Source organism: Vibrio sp. Evd11 (assembly GCF_900382755.1).
GTDB lineage: Bacteria > Pseudomonadota > Gammaproteobacteria > Enterobacterales > Vibrionaceae > Vibrio > Vibrio lentus.
In genome coordinates this window covers 55,870-75,844 of the sequence record NZ_OSDX01000019.1, presented here as the reverse complement: position 1 = coordinate 75,844, position 19,975 = coordinate 55,870, and the positions used below count along the sequence as shown (strand labels likewise).

Here is a 19,975-nt window from a genome sequence, read left to right as displayed (position 1 = left end):
TCGGGCTCGAGTCTTCTTTGGGTTATAAATCAATCAATCAAAGTATGCTCGCGCCCTGGGCAGTTCATTAGATGACAAGCGAGTGAGCAAATTGATTCATTACGTAACGGGCTAATTGAATAACCGCTAGTTACGCAAAAAGTTACTCACGCAAGAGGCTGGATTCAAGGCTACGAAAGAACTCTCTTTTTGCCCATCGAGTTCCACTTCTAACTGATATAAATGCTTAGGATTGGGCTTCTCAAGGTTAAATACCATTGGAGCCTCAACCTGAAACACAACACCCGTATGTTCTGCTCGGACATCAATCGGCATCACGAGAGTCATACCATTAAACTTGATTGATGCCGATATTAACCCCGGCTTTAGCGTTTGATAGATAACATCTACTTTAAACTCACAGCCACCACCGTGATGCCAGATTTGCTCGGTGACGACTTGCTCAAGCTTGACGTTACGAACGAACTGAAGATATGGAGCTTGCCAGATTCCGATACGAGAATCTGATTTAGCGACGACCTGTGAAGAGATAGAGTCATCCATATCCTCTTCAAGCAACAGGCTCTCCTCTTCTTCAAGGAAAAGGATCTCAAAACGATTTCGACCAGGCTGCATATAAGGACGGATGTCTTTACGATATTCAGCTTCGCTGCCATCACAGTCAAATACGGCAACGCCATTGAGTCGTACTTCTGCAAAGTAGTCAACGCCTGCGACGACTAGCTCAACAAATGGGCACGCCAACATGGCATCATCCACTTCGATGTCATGCATCAGGTGCCATTCTTGCTCTGCGATTTCCTCTTCACTCAAGCTATTAGGGAGCTTTGAGCTTAATGGAGCAGGAAAGGTAATGTCATCTTGTGGGATAGAGAGATCCGTCAGTGGCGAAATTTGCCAAAGACCATCGAGAGGTAGCCGCATGTCATTCCTTGAGCTAGATCAATTTTGACCGCATTATAATGAATGAATGCATATAAAGACATTTATTTTTCTGAGGACAAAAAAATGCCAGCTCAAGGCTGGCATTCTTTAAAACTGGGAGAGATTACTCTTCGTCTTCATCATCTTCGTCAGGGTAGATAGCATCTTCACCTTCGTAGTAAGTGCCCCAACCGTCGTAGATAATGTCAAACTTCTCTGCAAGATTTACAAGCTTCTCAACTTGCTCATCAATCGCTTCTGCGTTCAGAGTACACTGCATCGTTGCATCACAACAAAGTAGCTTGTTGCCATCTTCGTCTTCTGTCTCTTCAGCTTCAAGCACTTCAAAGCCCATTTTGAATGCTTCAACAACGGCTTTCTCAAGTACTGCGAAATCTTCAGCGAATAGGTGATGCTCGATATCGTATAGAGCTTCAGGATCGCTACCATCTTCGATTAGTGCTTCAATGATGTCGCGAGTCTCTCCTTTTTGAAATTCAATTAATTCCGCTACTGATAGATATTCATCTTCGTGAGACATGTGTCTGCTCCAGAGTGTTGACTATGAAAAGATCAAATTTGATTGCCACGAAATATGGCACGGATCGTCTAGAAAAGCCACCTAGATCAGGTGTAGAAGAGCAAGTTTATCGCTAGATAACAGAAGGGATATCAATTAAAAAGTGAAATCAAAATCACAGAAACAAATTTTCAACATATTTTTAACCATCGTGTGTTTTAGCATTTCATTTTTATTGTTACTTTTAGCCTGACTCCTTCAAAATTGAGTGGTTAATCATATCAGATGCATACTGCCGATCACTTCATCGATGCATAAAACCTCACTTATAAGTAAGTAACTGCATAAATTTTGAATGAAAAATCACGTTAACCAAGCAAAGTGGATTATCAAATCACTGAAATTGGAGCATAGATCCGCAAAAAGTTTGTTCCATAACTCAGCCTTTAGGTTGGGTTTTAATATTAACAATCCCATAAAACTCAGCATTTAAAACCAAAAATATCAAAATAACATAACCTTTACACAAGTTTCAAAACTTGCATATTACGAACAAGCTTGTCATAAATAGACGCTGGATTAATAGTAAGGATGCAAAATGAGTAAGCTGTACGTTGGCTCCGAAGTCGGTCAATTAAGACGAGTTCTCCTAAATAGGCCTGAAAGGGCACTCACCCACCTCACCCCTTCTAACTGTCATGAGCTACTCTTTGATGATGTACTTGCAGTAGAAGCAGCAGGTGAAGAACACGATGCCTTTGCGACAACACTTCGTAACCAAGACGTTGAAGTGTTATTACTGCATGACCTACTGGTTGAGACACTCGCTGTAGCACAAGCTCGTGAGTGGCTGCTTAATACTCAAATCTCTGATTTCCGTTACGGCCCTACATTCGCACGTGATTTAAGAGAGTACCTTGCTCAAATGGACAATGAGCACTTGGCTACGATCCTACTTGGTGGTTTAGCCTACTCTGAGCTTCCTATTAAATCTTCTTCAATGCTACCGAAGATGCACCGCCCACTTGATTTCGTTATTGAGCCGCTACCTAACCATCTATTTACCCGCGATACATCTTGCTGGGTTTATGGCGGTGTCTCTCTTAACCCTATGATGATGCCTGCTCGCCAACGAGAAACGAATCACTTGCGAGCAATATATCGCTGGCACCCTGTATTCGCGGGGCAAGATTTCATTAAGTACTTCGGTGATGAAGATCTTCATTACGACAACGCCAATATTGAAGGTGGTGATGTACTGGTAATCGGTAAAGGCGCTGTTCTGATCGGTATTTCAGAGCGTACCAAGCCACAAGGTGTCGAAAACCTAGCTGCGAGTTTATTCAAGTCCGGTCAAGCTAAAGAAGTGATTGCGATTGATTTACCGAAGCACCGCTCTTGTATGCACCTTGATACGGTCATGACGCACATGGATATCGACACATTCTCTGTCTATCCAGAGATCGTTCGTAAAGATCTTGATACTTGGCGCTTAACGCCGAAAGAAAATGGCGAAATGCGAGTAGAGAAAGCTGAAAACTACCTAACAGCGATTGAAGGCGCACTGGATCTCGATCAACTGAAGATCATCACAACTGGTGGTGATAACTACGAAGCTGAACGTGAACAGTGGAATGACGCTAACAACGTACTGACGGTGAAGCCGGGTACGGTTATCGGTTATGAGCGTAATGTTTACACCAATGAGAAATACGATAAAGCAGGCATCGAAGTTCTGACGATTCCAGGCAATGAACTGGGTCGCGGTCGTGGTGGCGCTCGTTGTATGAGCTGTCCTATCGAAAGAGACGGTATTTAACTCAAGTAGTTCAATAAAGCGAACACATTAACTTATCTAGGCCAGTACCATTGTACTGGCCTTTTTTATCAAATTAATAAAATAAATATTCACAAATATAGCATTTTTATGTTTAACTAAGTTCTTCATTGATTCTATATACCCAAGGAGCGAGAGATGGCATTTAATCTTCGCAATCGTAACTTTCTAAAACTTCTCGACTTTACTCCTAAAGAGATTCAGTTTTTACTCGACCTGTCTGCTGACCTTAAAAAAGCTAAGTATGCAGGTACAGAGCAGAAAAAGCTTAACGGTAAAAACATCGCTTTGATCTTTGAAAAAGCATCAACTCGAACTCGATGTGCCTTTGAGGTAGCTGCTTTTGATCAAGGAGCGCAAGTCTCTTATTTAGGCCCTTCTGGTTCTCAGATTGGTCAAAAAGAATCAATGAAAGATACCGCGCGTGTATTAGGTCGCATGTACGATGGTATTGAATACCGAGGGTTTGGCCAAAGCATTGTCGAAGATCTTGCCGCTTATGCGGGTGTACCGGTTTGGAATGGTCTAACCGATGAGTTCCATCCAACTCAGATCTTGGCTGATTTCCTTACTATGATCGAACATGGTCGCGGTAAACATCTGCATCAAATCAGCTTTGCTTACCTAGGCGATGCTCGTAACAACATGGGTAATTCTCTATTAGTAGGTGCAGCTAAAATGGGTATGGATATTCGCCTTGTCGCACCTAAAGCATTCTGGCCAGAAGAACAGCTCGTTGAAGAGTGCCAAGCTATTGCACAAACTACAGGTGCAAAAATCACGCTGACAGAAGACGTTGCTGAAGGCGTGAAAGGTTGTGATTTCCTTTACACCGATGTTTGGGTTTCTATGGGTGAAGCGCCCGAAGCTTGGGACGAACGCGTGGCTGTGATGACACCTTACCAAGTGAATATGGATGTCATAAAGCTCACAGGTAACCCTCAAGTTAAGTTCATGCATTGCCTGCCAGCTTTCCACAACAATGAAACCGTGATCGGCCAGCAAGTCGCAGACAAATATGGAATGAACGGTTTGGAAGTAACAGATGAAGTATTTGAGTCCGACTACTCAATTGTGTTTGATGAAGCAGAGAATCGCATGCACACCATCAAAGCAGTAATGGTCGCGACACTTGGCCAATAGAGAATAATGAAAGTAAACAAAAGCTTGATGTAATCGCTTGCGCTCACAAATTGAAAGCGTATAATTCTCGGCAATTTGTCTGAGAGTAGTGAAAATGACGCCAAGCAATGTTGTGATAAAACATAATGATATTGTGAAAACACATAATAAAATTGTGAAAACACCAAATATTGCTCGCAAGCTAGCATGCTTGCCAGGCCGTCTATTCTGCTTTTCAGCACTTTTTTAAAGCCTCCCATTATGGGGGGCTTTTTTATGGCCAATACATTATTGTGGGGAAGAAGATCATGGCGAATTCGCTCTATCAAAAGCACATCATCTCAATTCCAGAGCTTTCTCGTGAAGAGCTAGAATTAATTGTTCAAACGGCAGGTCAACTTAAAGCTGAACCAAACCCAGAACTCATCAAGAACAAAGTTGTTGCAAGCTGCTTCTTCGAACCTTCAACGCGAACTCGTCTCTCTTTTGAAACGGCTATTCAGCGCATCGGTGGTGATGTGATTGGTTTCGATAGCGGTGGTAACACGTCACTGGCGAAGAAAGGCGAAACGCTAGCAGACTCAGTGCAGGTCATCTCTTCATACGTTGATGCTTACGTAATGCGCCACCCTCAAGAAGGCGCTGCGCGTCTGGCTTCTGAGTTCTCAAACGGTGTACCTGTTATTAACGCGGGAGACGGCGCAAACCAACATCCAACACAAACGCTATTAGACCTGTTCTCTATCGCCGAAACTCAAGGTCGCCTAGACAACCTAAACGTTGCATTCGTTGGTGACCTTAAGTACGGCCGTACGGTTCACTCGCTAACTCAAGCACTCGCGAAGTTCGACAACATCTGTTTCTACTTCGTTGCTCCAGAAGCACTGGCGATGCCTGACTACATTTGTGAAGAGCTTGATGAAGCGGGCATCAAGTACCAACTACTGACCGACATGGAAGATGTGATTCCAGAGTTGGATGTTCTGTACATGACTCGAGTTCAAAAAGAACGTTTTGATGAATCGGAATACGCGCACATCAAATCAGCGTACATCCTGACGGCTCCGATGTTGGAAAATGCACGTGATAACCTAAAGGTTCTTCACCCTCTTCCTCGTGTTGATGAAATTACTGTCGATGTCGATAAAACACCTTACGCTTACTACTTCCAGCAAGCTGAGAACGGTGTTTACGCGCGTGAAGCATTGCTAGCCCTTGTTCTTAACGAAACGCTGTAGAGGAGAGATATCATGTCTAAAGAGACTCAATTAAAAGTTGAAGCAATCAAGAACGGAACGGTTATCGACCATATCCCCGCCAACATCGGGATCAAGGTACTCAAACTGTTCGACATGCATAACTCTAATCAGCGAGTAACGATTGGCCTAAACCTGCCATCCTCAGCTCTAGGCGGTAAAGACTTACTCAAGATAGAGAATGTGTTTATCACTGAAGAACAGGCGAGCAAGTTAGCACTTTACGCGCCTCACGCGACCGTAAACCAAATCGAAGATTACGAAGTGGTTAAGAAGCTACCACTAGAACTTCCTGAGCAAATCAACGATGTGTTCGAGTGTCCAAACACCAATTGTATTACTCACAATGAACCCGTTGAAAGCAGCTTTAAAATCTTTGAAAAGAAAGAAGATATTCGATTGAAGTGTAAATACTGCGAAAAAGTCTTCTCTCGTGAGATCGTGACAGAAAGATAACGTCATACGGCAACACCGATCGAACGCAAAAACTATTCAATACCTCGCCTGTGCGGGGTATTTTGCTCTTTACCTATCCTAAGTTTGAAGGCACACTAAAAATCGCTTTTTATCCAATAACTGATGGAATAACCAATGACTAAAGTACTTCACACAGAATCTGCTCCAGCTGCAATCGGCCCATACGTACAAGGTGTTGACCTTGGCAACATGGTTCTGACTTCTGGTCAAATCCCAGTAAACCCAGCAACTGGTGAAGTATCTGCTGATATCGCAGTGCAAGCTCGCCAATCTCTAGACAACGTTCAAGCGGTTGTTGAAGCTTCTGGCCTGACTGTAAAAGACATCGTAAAACTAACGGTATTCGTTAAAGACCTAAACGACTTCGGTACAGTAAACGAAGTTTACGGTAAATTCTTTGATGAGCACGGTGTTGCAAACTACCCTGCACGCTCATGTGTTGAAGTAGCGCGTCTGCCAAAAGATGTAGGTATTGAGATCGAAGCTATTGCGGTTCGCAAATAGGTTTTAATATCTAGAATAAACGGTTTCTAGTAAACAAATTGGCATAGAGCTGAGCGTTTATCAGATACAAAAAAGGTTGCCCAATTGGCAACCTTTTTTATTGTTCATCGTTTCGCTTAGATGATTACTTCCTATTAAGCTCAACCACTTCTTTGTCTAACTCTTCAAGCTTCGCAGCCATCTGCTCACGAGCTAGGTTAGCCAGTTGACGAACATTAGACTTATCGTAATCTTCAGTGCTGATTGGTGGCAGCATTTCAACAATCACATGACCATTGTTCCAACGGTTCAGCTTCACGCCACCTGTTGAGCTACACACGATAGGGATAATAGGTAAGCCAGCGCCAATCGCAGCATGGAAAGCACCCGTTTTGAATGGTAACAAACCACGACCACGAGAACGAGTCCCCTCAGGGAACATCCATACTGAAACATCACTCTCTTTAAGGCTAGTAACCACTTGATCGATAGTACCTACCGCTTTGCTGCGGTTAGCTCGGTCAATTAGGATATTACCCGTCAACCAGTACAGCTGACCAAAAAGAGGCATCCACGCTAGGCTTTTCTTGCCTACTGTCACAACTTTAGGTGTTACCGCTGATGAAATAGTGAATAGATCCCAGCTATTTTGGTGGTTTGCAACGTAAACATGTTGGCCACGAGAGTAAGCATCTTCCGGGATACGAAGCTCTAACTTCATACCAAAGATTTTCGACATGCGACCGAAATAACGACCAAAGGTAAATACGTGTTTCGGGTTACGTGGGCTGAGTAAACAGTAACCACACCCAAATACAAACATAAGAATCGCAAATATCGCCACTGCGAAAATACGTAATATTGCTATCATTTTGTTCCTCACAACCGCCAAGTTGATTCATCTATTTGCACAAAATAGGCAACAGATTCACTGGCGGTAAATACAACTATAAAAAAGCCGAAACCAAGGTTCCGACTTTTCTGTTTTCATCTTACTGATTCATGAACTCACTAACCTAAGTTAGTTCGACTCGCTAAACCGTGTAATGTTTGCGCCTAAGGCTGACAATTTATCTTCAATCTTATCGTAGCCACGATCGATGTGATAAATACGGTCAACAATGGTTTCACCTTGAGCAATACAGCCAGCAATAACAAGACTCGCAGATGCGCGAAGATCCGTTGCCATTACTTGAGCGCCGCTCAATTTTTTGGTTTCACCACAAATAGCCGTGTTGCCTTCTATTTCCGCTTTTGCGCCCATTCGCTGTAACTCAGGGATGTGCATAAAGCGGTTTTCAAAGATAGTCTCAGTGATAACACCACTGCCCTTCGCCATCATGTTAAGCAGAGTAAATTGTGCTTGCATGTCGGTTGGGAAACCTGGGTGAGGTGCTGTTACGATTTTCACCGCTTTCAGCTCACGATCTGTCATATCAAGGCTGATCCAGTCTTCGCCTGTTTCAACCTTCGCACCCGCTTCTTCAAGCTTCGCTAATGCAGCTTCAAGAAGATGAGCGTTAGTGTTACGACAAACGACTTTACCGCCAGATACTGCCGCAGCAACTAAGAACGTACCGGTTTCAATACGGTCAGCAACCACAGAGTGTTGGCCACCACCAAGACGCTCAACGCCTTCGATAGTGATCGTGTCTGTACCTGCGCCAGAAATCTTAGCACCCAGTTTGTTTAGGAAATCAGCCGTATCAACAATCTCAGGCTCGCGCGCTGAATTATCTAATACAGTTGTACCTTCAGCCAATGTTGCTGCACACATGATAGTAATGGTGGCACCCACACTTACTTTATCCATCACGATGTGCGCGCCTTTCAGACGGCCATCAACACTTGCTTTCACATAACCATCTTCCAATACAATGGTCGCACCTAGTTGCTCTAGGCCATGGATATGTAAATCAACAGGTCGAGCACCAATCGCACAACCACCAGGAAGTGACACTTGGCCTTCACCAAAACGAGCAACTAGAGGACCCAAAGCCCAGATAGAAGCACGCATTGTTTTTACTAAATCATAAGGCGCACAAAATTCATTAATTTCGCTGCCATCAACATGAACACTACCGTTACGTGATACTTTTGCGCCTAAACGCTTTAGTAATTCCATCGTAGTATCGATGTCACGTAGGTGAGGAACGTTACTTACTTCTACTGGCTCTTCAGCAAGAATTGAAGCAAATAAGATAGGTAGCGCTGCATTTTTTGCGCCTGAGATCGTCACTTCACCGCTTAGCGGCTTATCCGATCCAATAACTCGAAACTTTTCCATCATAAACCTTAAAGTGACATCAGTTTCTTATCACGTTCCCACTCTTCTGGCGTAAACGCCTTAATAGAAAGAGCATGGATGTCATTGCGTTGAATGTATTCCATTAGTGGGCCGTAGATTAGCTGCTGCTTCTTAACTCGATTCATGCCGTCAAAACATGCATCAACCGCAACAACTTCGTAATGACTGCCTTCACCCTTCACGAAAATCTCCTGAAGGTTCAGTGCCGCTGCTAATAATTCTTGTACTTTTGTGCTGTCCACAAATAGCTCCTGCCTAATTTTTTATGTGTTCTGCCATCATTGGCTGGATATTGCTCAATTGGAACAACGTTCGTAATTGTTCTGGCACGAAACTGAGCATTATATGACAGTTTTGATTTTTTGCATGCTCTAATAAGTGAATTAGCATCACCATTCCTGCTGAATCGACTCGATTTATATGGCTAAGGTCAATTTCAACGCTCGATTCCGTTGTTTGCCACTTTTCCAATATTCGCCAGATTGCAGGAACGCTGTCTCGGTCGATATCACCGAGCAGCTGATACTCTTTAGAGCTTAGTGCTTGCCATTGAGAATGGCTCATTATTTGTTGCTCTCAAAACGAATGGGCTGCGCTGCCAATTTCTCTAGTTCGTCAGCAACTTGTAAGATGCCTTCTTGACGAATTTTCGTATTCCACTCTGACTGCTTGCTTGATAATAGACTAATACCTTCCGCAACCATATCGAATGCCTTCCATTCGCCTGACTTCTTGTCTTTGCGTAACTTAAATTCAAGCTTAATGTTTGGTCGCGGCGTATCAATGATATCGACCTTTATACTCGTAATACGGCTATCTGCTTTGATTCTTGGTTCTGGACCAAATTGAATCGTCTGATCCGTGTACTGCGTCAGTACTTGAGCATAAGAAGAAACGAGGTACTTACGGAATGAATCGATAAATACACGCACGTCTTTTCTGTCCGCACCTTTTAAGTTTGGCCCTAACAACTTAAGTGCTGCATATTGAGCGTTCACATAAGGCATCAATTCTTCTTCTACAATAACCTTCAATAATTCAGGATCATTGTGGATGTTCTCTTGTTCGTTCTTCAGGCGTTCAAAAGACACTTCGGCTACTTGAGTCATCATCTGATAAGGCTGAGTGCGATCAATCGATTCTTCAGCAAGAACTTGAGTTGACATCAGCAAAGCAGCCGCTGTTATAAACCATTTTTTCAATAGGCTATTCGTCTTTAACATGAGACTACTCCTTAGTTTCATTATCATCAGAACCGCCAACGCTATACAGCACTTGGCCTATTAAATCTTCGAGCACTAATGCTGATTTGGTGTCTTCAATCGAGTCACCATCAACCAACATCTCTTCATCTTCAAAAATGAAGCCAGGAACAAGACTGATGTATTGCTCACCAATTAAACCAGACGTTAAGATTTGAGCACTAGAGGTATCAGGAAATTGTGAGTACTTCGCATCAATAGACAGTTCAACCACAGGGAGATAGCTTTCAGTATCAAGCTGAATGCTCTGAACTCGGCCAACAACCACGCCACCTACCTTTACCGGAGAGCGAACTTTCAGGCTACCAATGTTGTCAAAGGTCGCTTTTAAGTTGTAAGTATGATTTGAACCGAGACCTTTTACGTCAGCGACTTGAAAGATCATGATTAAGATTGCGCAAATTCCGGCAATAACAAAGGTGCCGACCCATAATTCTAATTTTCGAGTTTGTTGCATGATTAATTCCCAAACATCAATGCGGTAAGAACAAAATCTAGCCCTAATACCGCTAGAGAAGAGTGCACTACTGTGCGTGTGGTTGCCTGACTAATACCTTCAGAGGTCGGTACCGCATCATAACCATTGAAAAGCGCGATCCACGTTACGGTGATAGCGAAGACCATACATTTGATCATGCTGTTGCCAATATCTCGACCTAGCTCAACAGAAGATTGCATCGCAGACCAAAAGCTACCGTGGTCGATGCCTTTCCAATCAACACCCACTAGCTGACCGCCCCAAATACCTACCGCCATAAAGATCATAGCAAGCAATGGCATTGAGATAAGCCCGGCCCAAAGTCGTGGTGCAATAATGCGTTTAAGAGGATCGACCGCCATCATTTCAAGGCTAGAGATCTGCTCCGTCGCTTTCATTAAGCCAATTTCAGCCGTTAACGCAGAACCAGCACGCCCAGCAAATAAGAGCGCTGTTACCACAGGGCCTAGTTCACGTAGCAACGACAGCGCGACCATCTGCCCAAGGTTACCTTCAGCACCGTAATCAATTAATACGACATAACCCTGTAGGCTAAGTACCATGCCAATAAACAGACCCGAAACCAAAATAATCGCTAATGACTGAACGCCAACGCTATAAAGTTGTTTAACTAATAAAGGGAAGTTTTTTAGTCTCGGGACGCCAAACAAGGCGCCAAATAACATCAGGCTTGCTCGACCAAATGACTCACAGATCGCAAGTGTTCGTTTGCCGACACCCGCAATAGTTTTCGCAATCATATTAAAACAAATCCTTTTCTAGACTCTTTGCCGGGAACCGAAATGGCACAGGGCCATCCGCATCACCTTGCAAAAATTGCTGCACTCTTGGATCGTCATTGTTGTACAGTTCCTCGGGAGACCCAGCAGCAATAATTTTACTATCGGCCATTAGGTAAACCCAATCAGCAATACTCATCACTTCTGGAACATCGTGAGAAACGACAATCGAGGTTAAACCCAAGGCTTGATTCAAATTGCGGATAAGCTCAACTAAAACACCCATGGTGATTGGGTCTTGGCCGACAAAAGGCTCATCGTACATAATCAGTTCTGGATCCAAAGCAATCGCACGAGCCAACGCCGCTCGTCTTGCCATGCCGCCGGATAACTCACTCGGCATCAATTGAGCCGCACCTCGCAAGCCTACCGCTTCAAGTTTAAGCAAAACAACCGTACGAATGAACTTCTCGTTAAGCTCAGTATGTTCTCGAAGGGGGAATGCCACGTTATCAAAGACATTGAGATCCGTAAAAAGTGCACCCGACTGAAAAAGCATGCTCATTTTTTTACGGGCTTGGTATAACTTACGGCGTGACAACGCAGGAATATTATCGCCATCAAACCACACTTCCCCAGCATCTGGAGGCAGTTGACCGCCAATCAAACGGAGTAAGGTGGTTTTACCAATCCCAGACGGTCCCATGATTGCAGTGATTTTGCCTTGAGGTACCTCTAAGCTAATGTCATCAAAGATAACTCGCTCGCCTCGAGAGAAGCTGAGGTTTTTAACCTTCACAAGCTCAGTATTCAACATGACCTGTTGTTTCCTTGCTCTAAAAAACATCAATTATGGCTGTAATAATAATGAGTCTACTTTAGAATTAAAAGCACTGTTCGATTAATTACATAAAACAAAAAGACAGGCAGGGATTTGAAAGCATTGAAAAATTCACATTTCGGGTACATTTCTATACCACTAACCCGGAATTAATTTGTAGAGTGACTTCCCTTTTATCTAGCAACAAGTCAAAATTAGCGGTTAATTCTCCGTTTTTTATTAATTTTTAGGAATCATCATGCTTGAAGCGATTGCGTTTCTCATTATCGGTCTAGGTTTTTTGGTGTGGAGTGCAGATAAACTGGTTTATGGAGCCGCTGCTCTTGCCCGCAACTTCGGTATTTCACCTTTAGTTATCGGTATGACGATTCTTGCAATGGGATCTTCTGCGCCAGAAATGATGGTTTCAGCAACAGCTGCTCTCGACGGAAAAACAGATACTGCAGTTGGTAACGTTTTAGGTTCTAACATCGCTAACATCGCTCTGATTTTAGGTATTACAGCGCTTATTAAGCCACTATCTATCAGCTCTGGTGTGATTCGCCGTGAACTACCATTGATGATTGGTGTCACTCTACTTGCAGGCGCTTTGCTGTGGGACAACCATTTAGGGTTCTACGAAGGCGTGTTGTTGTTTGTTCTTTTTGCCGCATTCTTATTCGCAATGCTACAAATCAGCCGCAGTGAGAAAAAGAATGGTGATGCCTTTCTTGAAGAGCAAGAATCTGAAGTTCCTGAAGGCGTAAGCAACCCTAAAGCCGCAATGTGGGTTGTGGTTGGTCTAATTGTTCTGCCTCTCGCTGCCAATATGTTGGTTGATAACGCGGTTGTTATCGCGAAGTTCTTTGGCATGAGCGACCTTGTAATTGGTTTAACCATCATTGCCGTTGGCACTAGCCTACCTGAACTTGCAGCCTCTCTTGCTGGTGTAATGAAGGGTGAAGATGACATGGCCGTGGGTAATATCATCGGTTCAAACGTATTCAACATTCTCGCGGTTATGGGTATTCCGGGCATCTTAAATCCATCAATCTTGAGTGAATTTGCGATGGGTCGTGATTTCTGGGTAATGCTAGGCGTATCGCTACTGCTTGTTGTAATGGCACTCGGTAAATCTCGCAGTGTGAATCGTATTGAAGGTGGCGTATTGATTGTGACGTTTGTGGCGTATCAAAGTTACCTACTAATGAACATGTCAGCTTAATTATTGATTTAACTTCCCGTACTTGGAGTATTTGATGTCTCAGCCATTCGATTATCGCAGTGTTGCAAAGCAAGTTTTGGAAACCGAAGTTGCAGGTCTTACTCAATTAGACCAATATTTTAATGATGATTTTTGCAAAGCTTGCGACCTTATCCTGAACAACAAAGGAAAAGTGGTTGTGATGGGCATGGGGAAATCTGGTCACATCGGCAACAAAATAGCAGCAACATTGGCAAGTACAGGTACATCCGCTTTCTTCGTACACCCTGGGGAAGCCGCACACGGTGATCTAGGCATGATCGGAGCTGGTGATGTTGTGATAGCGATATCCAACTCGGGTGAATCAGGTGAGATCCTGAGCCTATTCCCAGTATTGAAGCGTTTGAACATCAAAATCATCAGCATGACTGGTAAGCCAGCTTCAAACATGGCGACGTTATCTGATATTCATTTACAAATATCCGTGCCAGAAGAAGCGTGTCCGCTAGGGCTTGCACCAACAACCAGCACCACGGCTACCTTGGTGATGGGTGATGCATTAGCCGTCGCACTTTTACAAGCTAGAGGCTTTACCGCGCAAGATTTTGCTTTGTCTCACCCTGGCGGTGCTTTGGGTCGACAACTATTATTGAAGCTTGAAGATATCATGCACACAGGTGACGCACTCCCTGTCGTTGCGCCTGATGCCCTAGTAAGAGATGCTCTACTAGAAATATCGCAGAAAGGTCTAGGTATGACCGCGGTTGTTGGCGATGACGGTCAAATGGCGGGTATTTTTACCGACGGTGATTTACGTCGTATCCTAGACAAGCGCGTTGATATTCATAGCACGCAGATTGGCGATGTAATGACACAAAACCCAACCGTAGCTGAACCCAACATGCTCGCGGTTGAAGGCTTAAATCTGATGCAAGCAAAAAGCATTAATGGTTTGATGTTATGCCATGAAGGTAAGCTAGTTGGTGCCCTAAATATGCATGACTTACTCAAAGCAGGAGTAATGTAATGACAAACACAGTAGAAACCTTATATGGCACAGCAAACGCAGCCGTATTCGAATTGGCAAAAGATATCAAACTACTGATTTGCGATGTTGATGGTGTATTCTCAGATGGTCGCATCTACATGGGCAACAACGGCGAAGAACTGAAAACATTCCACACTCGTGATGGCTACGGTATTAAATCGCTGATGAACGCTGGCATTGAAATCGCGATCATCACCGGTCGTAAATCTCAAATTGTTGAGAACCGTATGACGGCTCTTGGTATTAAACTTATCTACCAAGGTCAAGATGATAAAGTTAAAGCCTACCAAGATATTTGCGATAAGCTTTCTGTAGACCCAATCAATACGGGTTACATCGGTGACGATCTGATCGATTGGCCAGTGATGGAAAAAGTTGGCTTGAAGGTATGTGTGGCAGATGGTCACCCACTGCTTGCTAGACGAGCGAATTACGTGACAACGATTAAAGGTGGTCATGGTGCGGTGCGCGAAGTGTGCGATCTTATCTTACAAGCAAGAAATGAACTCGACATGCATAAAGGTTTAAGCATATGAGTTTTACTCGTATTATCTATTTAATACTCATATTTATTGCTTCTTGGTCGACCTATTACTTGTTCGACAAAGAGCAACAATCAACGATACAAGTGGCTCCTAATTTGGAGCTGCCGGCTTTTAGCGGCAAAAGCCTAGATAACATCAGTTATGACGAAAGCGGTATTCGTAGCTATCAGGTTGAATCAACCTACTTGGAACACTACTCCGTTGTTGGTGATACACATTTTCAAAACCCGGTTCTCTCTGTTTTCCGTGAAGGACATACGATTGAATGGCAAGTGACCGCTGATCGCGCGATCATGGATGAAAATCAAGTCGTCACTTTTTATGATAACGTTTTAGCCAAGAACCTATTGCCAGAGGCGAGCTTCGATACCATGACAACCGATAAAATGGTTGTTGAGCTCACTAGCCGAGATTTTTATTCAGAGACTCCGGTCCATATGATCGGTACATTTTTTGAAACTGAGGGACAAGCAATGAAGGGTAACTTCGGTACCAACAATGCAACCCTCTTTAATTCTGTTCAAGGTAGATATGAAACTCTTACCCCTTAGTTTACTTGCTTTTGCCTTTGCTGCGCCAAGCGTATACGCCCTATCTTCGGATAGCGAGCAGCCTGTCTACATTGATTCAGACAGTCAGCAGCTGGATATGAAAAGCAACAAAGTCACATTCATCGGCGATGTTGTTCTTAAGCAGGGCAGCATCAATATTAATGCTGATAAAGTGATTGTTACTCGAAATGCGGTCAACGGTGAAATTGAAGAAATTCAAGGCTTCGGTAAGCCTGCAACCTTCTCTCAGTTGACTGACGACGGGAAGACACTCTACGGCGAAGCTGACGACTTACATTACCAGCTTGTTGCTGACAGATTGATCATGACTAAGAATGCAATGCTATCTCAAGATGGCAGCATCATTCGTGGTTCTAAGATCACTTACCAGATCGGCTCTCAAAAATTAGTCGCTGACAGTGGTGAGAACAAACGTGTATCAACGGTTTTACAACCTACTGAAGTGAACAAGTAATCATGGCAGTCCTTACAGCAAAGAACCTAGCGAAAACATACAGCAAGCGTAAAGTCGTGACCGACGTAAGCTTACAAGTAGAGTCCGGCCAGATCGTAGGATTACTTGGCCCCAACGGCGCAGGTAAAACCACGTCTTTCTATATGATTGTTGGCTTAGTTGCGCGTGATGAAGGCACTATCAGCATTGATGACCTAGATATCAGTATCTTGCCAATGCACAGTCGTTCACGCCTTGGTATTGGTTATCTGCCTCAAGAAGCCTCGATTTTCCGTAAGTTGTCAGTTGAGAATAACATCATGGCCGTTTTACAAACGCGTGATGAGCTGACTCACGAACAGCGTCAGGATAAGCTAGAAGACCTGCTTGAAGAGTTCCATATCCAACATATCCGAACCAGTAATGGTATGGCTCTGTCGGGTGGTGAGCGCCGTCGTGTTGAGATTGCCCGCGCACTGGCAGCCAATCCTCAGTTTATTCTATTGGATGAACCGTTTGCTGGTGTTGACCCAATCTCGGTTATTGATATCAAGAAAATCATCGTTCACCTACGCGATCGCGGCTTAGGCGTTTTGATTACCGACCACAACGTTCGCGAAACATTGGACGTGTGTGAAAAAGCTTACATTGTGAGTCAAGGACACCTGATTGCAGAGGGTACTCCTGAAGATGTTCTCAATAACGAACAAGTTAAACAAGTTTATCTAGGCGAACAATTCCGTCTATGATTATATAGAGAGTATCGAGAGTTCTTAGAATAATAACTAGGTAAGTACCACTGAATGAAACCCTCATTACAACTTAAGCTAGGCCAACAGTTAGCAATGACTCCTCAATTGCAGCAAGCGATCCGTTTGTTGCAATTGTCTACATTAGATTTGCAGCAAGAGATTCAAGAAGCACTAGAATCCAACCCACTACTCGATGTCGAAGAAGGCAATGAAGAAACGCCTACATCAGAAGAGAAACCTAGCAGTGACGAGAAAGAAACAGTTGAAACCGCAGAACCGGACTTACCTGATAGCTCCGAATTAATCGAAAAATCAGAGATTGGCAACGAACTAGAAATCGATACCACTTGGGAAGACGTTTATAGCGCAAATACCGGAAATACGGGTATTGCCATTGACGACGATATGCCTGTCTATCAAGGTGAAACAACTCAAAGCCTGCACGACTACCTACTTTGGCAACTCGACCTAACACCATTCTCTGAAACTGACAGAAGCATTGCTTTCGCGCTGATTGATGCCATTGATGACTATGGCTACCTCACCGTATCTTGTGAAGACATCCTCGAAAACTTCGATAGCGAAGAAGTAGAGCTTGATGAGATTGAAGCCGTCCGCAAACGAGTTCAGCAATTTGACCCACTCGGTGTTTGTTCAGTGAACCTACAAGATTGTTTGTTACTGCAACTGGCAACTTTCCCTCAAGACACGCCTTGGCTCAACGAAGCTAAGTTAGTACTTACTAGCCATATCGACCAACTCGGTAATCGTGATTACAAACTGGTCATCAAAGAGACTAAGTTGAAAGAAGCAGAGCTACGTGAAGTTTTGCAGCTCATTCAACAACTGGACCCTCGTCCTGGCAGTAAGATAACCCCAGACGAAACTGAATATGTCGTTCCCGACGTATCGGTATTCAAAGATCTGGGTAAATGGTTAGTGACCATTAATCCCGACAGCGTGCCTAAACTAAAAGTAAATCAGCAATACGCTGACTTGGGTAGCAAAGGTAATAGCGCCGATAACCAATACATCCGCTCAAATTTGCAAGAAGCGAAATGGTTAATTAAGAGCTTAGAAAGCCGAAATGAGACGCTACTCAAAGTTGCACGATGTATTGTTGAACATCAACGCGGTTTCTTCGAACATGGCGCAGAAGCCATGAAGCCGATGGTACTGAATGATGTGGCTTTAGCCGTCGACATGCACGAGTCGACTATTTCTCGTGTAACGACTCAGAAATTCATGCACACCCCTCGTGGCATATTTGAACTCAAATACTTTTTCTCTAGCCATGTCAGTACCGACAATGGCGGTGAATGTTCATCAACAGCAATTCGCGCGCTCATTAAGAAGCTTGTCGCGGCTGAAAATACCGCAAAACCTCTCAGTGATAGTAAGATTGCTGCTTTACTGGCTGACCAAGGAATTCAGGTAGCTAGACGTACGATAGCGAAATACCGTGAGTCTCTGGGCATTGCCCCATCGAGTCAGCGTAAACGTCTGCTATAAACTTATTTAGTTAGCTATTTAAGTTTTATATCAGGCAACAAACTGAAAAGGAAAGTCTATGCAAATCAATATTCAAGGCCATCACGTTGATCTTACCGATTCAATGCAAGACTATGTTCACACCAAATTCGACAAACTTGAACGCTTTTTTGACCATATCAATAGTATTCAAGTTGTTTTAAAAGTTGAGAAAATCAATCAGATTGCAGAAGCGACCCTTCATATAAATCAAGGCGAAATTCATGCAGCAGCAACAGATGAAAGTATGTATGCTGCGATTGATTCATTGGTTGATAAACTCGTTCGCCAACTCAACAAACACAAAGAAAAGCTAAGTAGTCACTAACATGCAATTAAGCGAAGTACTTTCATTGGACTGCACCAAAAGTGCAGTCCAATGCACAAGCAAAAAAAGAGCCCTTGAGCTCATCAGTCAAATCGCCGCTGAAAGCTGCGGTCAAGATTCAACAGAACTGTTTGAGTGCATGTTGAGCCGTGAAAAGATGGGCAGTACTGGCATCGGCAATGGCATCGCGATTCCGCATGCTCGTATGAATGTCAGTGATAAAGCGATTGCTGTATTACTGCAATGCCAAGAACCCATCGAATTTGATGCGATTGATAACCGTCCTGTCGACCTATTATTTGCTCTGCTTGTTCCTAGTGAACAATGTAAAGAACATCTAAAAACCCTTTCTTGTATGGCAGAACGACTTAACGATAAGCAGACCCTTAAACAGTTGCGTAATGCTCAGAGTGATCAAGAGCTGTACGACATCATGATTCAAGTGCCAACTTGCGAGCAATAGCATGCGATTAATCGTTGTTAGTGGCCAATCTGGGGCCGGTAAAAGTGTTGCGCTACGAGTCCTTGAAGACTTGGGGTATTACTGTGTTGATAACTTACCAGTAAATCTACTCAGCGACTTTGTCGAATCAGTTCGCGAAATCAATCAGAACGTTGCCGTCAGCATTGATATCCGTAACCTGCCGAAAGAGCCGAAGTTGGTCACAGATACGCTAGAACAGCTAGAATCTGCAACCGACATCGACGTCAATGTGCTGTTCCTAGATGCGAGTAAGCAGACGCTACTGAAACGCTACAGCGAAACACGTCGAATCCACCCTCTTTCGATTGGCCAAGACAAGTTATCACTTGAACAAGCTATCGACTTAGAGAAAACCCTTCTTACACCTCTCGCAGAGCAAGCTTGCATCGTCATTGATAGCAGTGACTGCAACCTTTACGAGTTAAGTGAAAAGGTTCGATTTAAAGTTGAAGGAAAAGAGAAGCAAGAGTTAATCATTGTCTTTCAGTCTTTCGGTTTTAAATATGGTCTCCCTAGTGATGCTGACTATGTGTTTGATGTTCGTTTCTTGCCGAATCCTCACTGGGAGCCGGCTCTTCGACCATTGACTGGGCTTGATGCGCCTATCCATTCTTTTCTAGAAAAGCACTCTGAAGTGCTTGAACTCAAACAGCAGATCCAAGGCTTTGTTGAGCAGTGGTTACCAATGTTAGAGAAGAACAATCGCAGCTACCTAACGGTCGCGATTGGTTGTACCGGTGGCAAACATCGCTCGGTGTATTTAACGCAGAAAATTGGTGAATACTTCGACCAACTTGGACACCAAGTTCAAATTAGACACGCCTCCCTAGAGAAACAACAGCAGGTTTAACC

25 protein-coding genes are annotated in these 19,975 nt (G+C 43.7%); 15 read left to right on the top strand and 10 right to left on the bottom strand.

Going from position 1 to position 19,975, the window contains the following annotated elements; all coding sequences use genetic code 11:
* Positions 1 to 126: 126 nt before the first annotated feature.
* Positions 127 to 924, bottom strand: a complete 798-nt coding sequence (locus tag ED652_RS10820; RefSeq protein WP_102545690.1) for a hypothetical protein — start codon at positions 922 to 924, stop codon at positions 127 to 129.
* Positions 925 to 1,048: 124 nt separating this feature from the next.
* Positions 1,049 to 1,465: a ribonuclease E inhibitor RraB gene (gene rraB / locus ED652_RS10815; RefSeq protein WP_004735324.1), complete on the bottom strand. Its 417-nt coding sequence runs from the start codon at positions 1,463 to 1,465 to the stop codon at positions 1,049 to 1,051.
* A 577-nt stretch (positions 1,466 to 2,042) separates the two neighbouring features.
* On the opposite strand from rraB, the gene arcA reads away from it, so the two are divergent.
* From arcA to ED652_RS10790, 5 genes are all read left to right on the top strand, one after another.
* Entirely contained in the window at positions 2,043 to 3,263 is a 1,221-nt protein-coding gene (arcA, locus tag ED652_RS10810) for an arginine deiminase (RefSeq protein WP_009847726.1), read from the top strand.
* 156 nt (positions 3,264 to 3,419) lie between these two features.
* Positions 3,420 to 4,424 (top strand): ornithine carbamoyltransferase, encoded by a 1,005-nt coding sequence (locus tag ED652_RS10805; RefSeq protein WP_122054730.1) that lies wholly within the window; start codon positions 3,420 to 3,422, stop codon positions 4,422 to 4,424.
* A 287-nt stretch (positions 4,425 to 4,711) separates the two neighbouring features.
* On the top strand, positions 4,712 to 5,641 hold the full coding sequence (gene pyrB, locus ED652_RS10800; protein ID WP_004735321.1) for an aspartate carbamoyltransferase: 930 nt from the start codon (positions 4,712 to 4,714) through the stop codon (positions 5,639 to 5,641).
* 12 nt (positions 5,642 to 5,653) lie between these two features.
* Entirely contained in the window at positions 5,654 to 6,115 is a 462-nt protein-coding gene (gene pyrI, locus ED652_RS10795) for an aspartate carbamoyltransferase regulatory subunit (protein WP_004735320.1), read from the top strand.
* Between the two features lie 135 nt (positions 6,116 to 6,250).
* Complete coding sequence (locus ED652_RS10790; protein WP_009847729.1) at positions 6,251 to 6,640, top strand: RidA family protein; 390 nt, start codon at positions 6,251 to 6,253, stop codon at positions 6,638 to 6,640.
* A gap of 124 nt (positions 6,641 to 6,764) precedes the next feature.
* Here ED652_RS10790 and ED652_RS10785 read toward each other — a convergent pair whose 3' ends face one another.
* The 8 genes from ED652_RS10785 to mlaF form a co-directional block, all read right to left on the bottom strand.
* Entirely contained in the window at positions 6,765 to 7,490 is a 726-nt protein-coding gene (locus tag ED652_RS10785; RefSeq protein WP_102307516.1) for a 1-acylglycerol-3-phosphate O-acyltransferase, read from the bottom strand.
* A 150-nt stretch (positions 7,491 to 7,640) separates the two neighbouring features.
* The gene (murA, locus tag ED652_RS10780; RefSeq protein WP_029223045.1) at positions 7,641 to 8,906 is read right to left on the bottom strand and encodes a UDP-N-acetylglucosamine 1-carboxyvinyltransferase; all 1,266 of its coding nucleotides are present in this window, start codon (positions 8,904 to 8,906) and stop codon (positions 7,641 to 7,643) included.
* 8 nt (positions 8,907 to 8,914) lie between these two features.
* Positions 8,915 to 9,169, bottom strand: a complete 255-nt coding sequence (gene ibaG, locus ED652_RS10775) for a BolA family iron metabolism protein IbaG (protein ID WP_004735316.1) — start codon at positions 9,167 to 9,169, stop codon at positions 8,915 to 8,917.
* A gap of 13 nt (positions 9,170 to 9,182) precedes the next feature.
* Positions 9,183 to 9,491 carry a lipid asymmetry maintenance protein MlaB gene (locus ED652_RS10770; RefSeq protein WP_004735315.1) on the bottom strand — a complete coding sequence of 103 codons (309 nt, stop codon included), beginning with the start codon at positions 9,489 to 9,491 and terminating at the stop codon, positions 9,183 to 9,185.
* Positions 9,491 to 10,093, bottom strand: a complete 603-nt coding sequence (locus ED652_RS10765) for a phospholipid-binding protein MlaC (RefSeq protein WP_174214628.1) — start codon at positions 10,091 to 10,093, stop codon at positions 9,491 to 9,493. The genes ED652_RS10770 and ED652_RS10765 overlap by 1 nt, the downstream gene beginning before the upstream one ends.
* A gap of 61 nt (positions 10,094 to 10,154) precedes the next feature.
* Positions 10,155 to 10,646, bottom strand: a complete 492-nt coding sequence (mlaD, locus tag ED652_RS10760; protein ID WP_102326728.1) for an outer membrane lipid asymmetry maintenance protein MlaD — start codon at positions 10,644 to 10,646, stop codon at positions 10,155 to 10,157.
* 2 nt (positions 10,647 to 10,648) lie between these two features.
* A complete protein-coding gene (mlaE, locus tag ED652_RS10755) occupies positions 10,649 to 11,428 on the bottom strand; it encodes a lipid asymmetry maintenance ABC transporter permease subunit MlaE (protein WP_020477255.1) in 780 nt (259 codons plus the stop codon).
* 1 nt (position 11,429) lies between these two features.
* The gene (mlaF, locus tag ED652_RS10750) at positions 11,430 to 12,224 is read right to left on the bottom strand and encodes a phospholipid ABC transporter ATP-binding protein MlaF (protein WP_065104179.1); all 795 of its coding nucleotides are present in this window, start codon (positions 12,222 to 12,224) and stop codon (positions 11,430 to 11,432) included.
* A 262-nt stretch (positions 12,225 to 12,486) separates the two neighbouring features.
* Here mlaF and ED652_RS10745 point away from each other — a divergent pair, with 262 nt between their 5' ends.
* Genes ED652_RS10745 through rapZ form a run of 10 tightly spaced genes read left to right on the top strand, consistent with a single transcriptional unit; the run spans position 12,487 to position 19,973 of the window.
* The gene (locus ED652_RS10745) at positions 12,487 to 13,452 is read left to right on the top strand and encodes a calcium/sodium antiporter (protein WP_017107773.1); all 966 of its coding nucleotides are present in this window, start codon (positions 12,487 to 12,489) and stop codon (positions 13,450 to 13,452) included.
* Between the two features lie 34 nt (positions 13,453 to 13,486).
* The gene (gene kdsD, locus ED652_RS10740; protein ID WP_122054728.1) at positions 13,487 to 14,458 is read left to right on the top strand and encodes an arabinose-5-phosphate isomerase KdsD; all 972 of its coding nucleotides are present in this window, start codon (positions 13,487 to 13,489) and stop codon (positions 14,456 to 14,458) included.
* Complete coding sequence (kdsC, locus tag ED652_RS10735; protein WP_122054727.1) at positions 14,458 to 15,015, top strand: 3-deoxy-manno-octulosonate-8-phosphatase KdsC; 558 nt, start codon at positions 14,458 to 14,460, stop codon at positions 15,013 to 15,015. The genes kdsD and kdsC overlap by 1 nt, the downstream gene beginning before the upstream one ends.
* Positions 15,012 to 15,575, top strand: coding sequence for an LPS export ABC transporter periplasmic protein LptC (gene lptC / locus ED652_RS10730; protein WP_122054725.1), 564 nt, complete (start codon positions 15,012 to 15,014; stop codon positions 15,573 to 15,575). Before kdsC ends, lptC begins: the two co-directional genes overlap by 4 nt.
* Positions 15,556 to 16,050: a lipopolysaccharide transport periplasmic protein LptA gene (gene lptA / locus ED652_RS10725; protein ID WP_017107769.1), complete on the top strand. Its 495-nt coding sequence runs from the start codon at positions 15,556 to 15,558 to the stop codon at positions 16,048 to 16,050. Before lptC ends, lptA begins: the two co-directional genes overlap by 20 nt.
* 2 nt (positions 16,051 to 16,052) lie before the next feature.
* Complete coding sequence (gene lptB, locus ED652_RS10720; RefSeq protein WP_017107768.1) at positions 16,053 to 16,778, top strand: LPS export ABC transporter ATP-binding protein; 726 nt, start codon at positions 16,053 to 16,055, stop codon at positions 16,776 to 16,778.
* A gap of 54 nt (positions 16,779 to 16,832) precedes the next feature.
* Positions 16,833 to 18,293, top strand: a complete 1,461-nt coding sequence (locus tag ED652_RS10715) for an RNA polymerase factor sigma-54 (RefSeq protein ID WP_017110568.1) — start codon at positions 16,833 to 16,835, stop codon at positions 18,291 to 18,293.
* 58 nt (positions 18,294 to 18,351) lie between these two features.
* Entirely contained in the window at positions 18,352 to 18,639 is a 288-nt protein-coding gene (hpf, locus tag ED652_RS10710; RefSeq protein WP_017107766.1) for a ribosome hibernation promoting factor, read from the top strand.
* Between the two features lies 1 nt (position 18,640).
* Positions 18,641 to 19,102, top strand: coding sequence for a PTS IIA-like nitrogen regulatory protein PtsN (ptsN, locus tag ED652_RS10705; RefSeq protein WP_017107765.1), 462 nt, complete (start codon positions 18,641 to 18,643; stop codon positions 19,100 to 19,102).
* Between the two features lies 1 nt (position 19,103).
* The gene (gene rapZ / locus ED652_RS10700; RefSeq protein WP_017110570.1) at positions 19,104 to 19,973 is read left to right on the top strand and encodes an RNase adapter RapZ; all 870 of its coding nucleotides are present in this window, start codon (positions 19,104 to 19,106) and stop codon (positions 19,971 to 19,973) included.
* Positions 19,974 to 19,975: the final 2 nt, after the last annotated feature.

What these genes read in the sequence shown, in the direction of transcription:
- ED652_RS10820 (WP_102545690.1), bottom strand. Translation starts at nt 924, where the DNA reads ATGCGGCTACCTCTCGATGGTCTTTGGCAAATTTCGCCACTGACGGAT.
- rraB (WP_004735324.1), bottom strand. Translation starts at nt 1,465, where the DNA reads ATGTCTCACGAAGATGAATATCTATCAGTAGCGGAATTAATTGAATTT.
- arcA (WP_009847726.1), top strand. Translation starts at nt 2,043, where the DNA reads ATGAGTAAGCTGTACGTTGGCTCCGAAGTCGGTCAATTAAGACGAGTT.
- ED652_RS10805 (WP_122054730.1), top strand. Translation starts at nt 3,420, where the DNA reads ATGGCATTTAATCTTCGCAATCGTAACTTTCTAAAACTTCTCGACTTT.
- pyrB (WP_004735321.1), top strand. Translation starts at nt 4,712, where the DNA reads ATGGCGAATTCGCTCTATCAAAAGCACATCATCTCAATTCCAGAGCTT.
- pyrI (WP_004735320.1), top strand. Translation starts at nt 5,654, where the DNA reads ATGTCTAAAGAGACTCAATTAAAAGTTGAAGCAATCAAGAACGGAACG.
- ED652_RS10790 (WP_009847729.1), top strand. Translation starts at nt 6,251, where the DNA reads ATGACTAAAGTACTTCACACAGAATCTGCTCCAGCTGCAATCGGCCCA.
- ED652_RS10785 (WP_102307516.1), bottom strand. Translation starts at nt 7,490, where the DNA reads ATGATAGCAATATTACGTATTTTCGCAGTGGCGATATTTGCGATTCTT.
- murA (WP_029223045.1), bottom strand. Translation starts at nt 8,906, where the DNA reads ATGGAAAAGTTTCGAGTTATTGGATCGGATAAGCCGCTAAGCGGTGAA.
- ED652_RS10770 (WP_004735315.1), bottom strand. Translation starts at nt 9,491, where the DNA reads ATGAGCCATTCTCAATGGCAAGCACTAAGCTCTAAAGAGTATCAGCTG.
- ED652_RS10765 (WP_174214628.1), bottom strand. Translation starts at nt 10,093, where the DNA reads ATGTCAACTCAAGTTCTTGCTGAAGAATCGATTGATCGCACTCAGCCT.
- mlaD (WP_102326728.1), bottom strand. Translation starts at nt 10,646, where the DNA reads ATGCAACAAACTCGAAAATTAGAATTATGGGTCGGCACCTTTGTTATT.
- mlaE (WP_020477255.1), bottom strand. Translation starts at nt 11,428, where the DNA reads ATGATTGCGAAAACTATTGCGGGTGTCGGCAAACGAACACTTGCGATC.
- mlaF (WP_065104179.1), bottom strand. Translation starts at nt 12,224, where the DNA reads ATGTTGAATACTGAGCTTGTGAAGGTTAAAAACCTCAGCTTCTCTCGA.
- ED652_RS10745 (WP_017107773.1), top strand. Translation starts at nt 12,487, where the DNA reads ATGCTTGAAGCGATTGCGTTTCTCATTATCGGTCTAGGTTTTTTGGTG.
- kdsD (WP_122054728.1), top strand. Translation starts at nt 13,487, where the DNA reads ATGTCTCAGCCATTCGATTATCGCAGTGTTGCAAAGCAAGTTTTGGAA.
- kdsC (WP_122054727.1), top strand. Translation starts at nt 14,458, where the DNA reads ATGACAAACACAGTAGAAACCTTATATGGCACAGCAAACGCAGCCGTA.
- lptC (WP_122054725.1), top strand. Translation starts at nt 15,012, where the DNA reads ATGAGTTTTACTCGTATTATCTATTTAATACTCATATTTATTGCTTCT.
- lptA (WP_017107769.1), top strand. Translation starts at nt 15,556, where the DNA reads ATGAAACTCTTACCCCTTAGTTTACTTGCTTTTGCCTTTGCTGCGCCA.
- lptB (WP_017107768.1), top strand. Translation starts at nt 16,053, where the DNA reads ATGGCAGTCCTTACAGCAAAGAACCTAGCGAAAACATACAGCAAGCGT.
- ED652_RS10715 (WP_017110568.1), top strand. Translation starts at nt 16,833, where the DNA reads ATGAAACCCTCATTACAACTTAAGCTAGGCCAACAGTTAGCAATGACT.
- hpf (WP_017107766.1), top strand. Translation starts at nt 18,352, where the DNA reads ATGCAAATCAATATTCAAGGCCATCACGTTGATCTTACCGATTCAATG.
- ptsN (WP_017107765.1), top strand. Translation starts at nt 18,641, where the DNA reads ATGCAATTAAGCGAAGTACTTTCATTGGACTGCACCAAAAGTGCAGTC.
- rapZ (WP_017110570.1), top strand. Translation starts at nt 19,104, where the DNA reads ATGCGATTAATCGTTGTTAGTGGCCAATCTGGGGCCGGTAAAAGTGTT.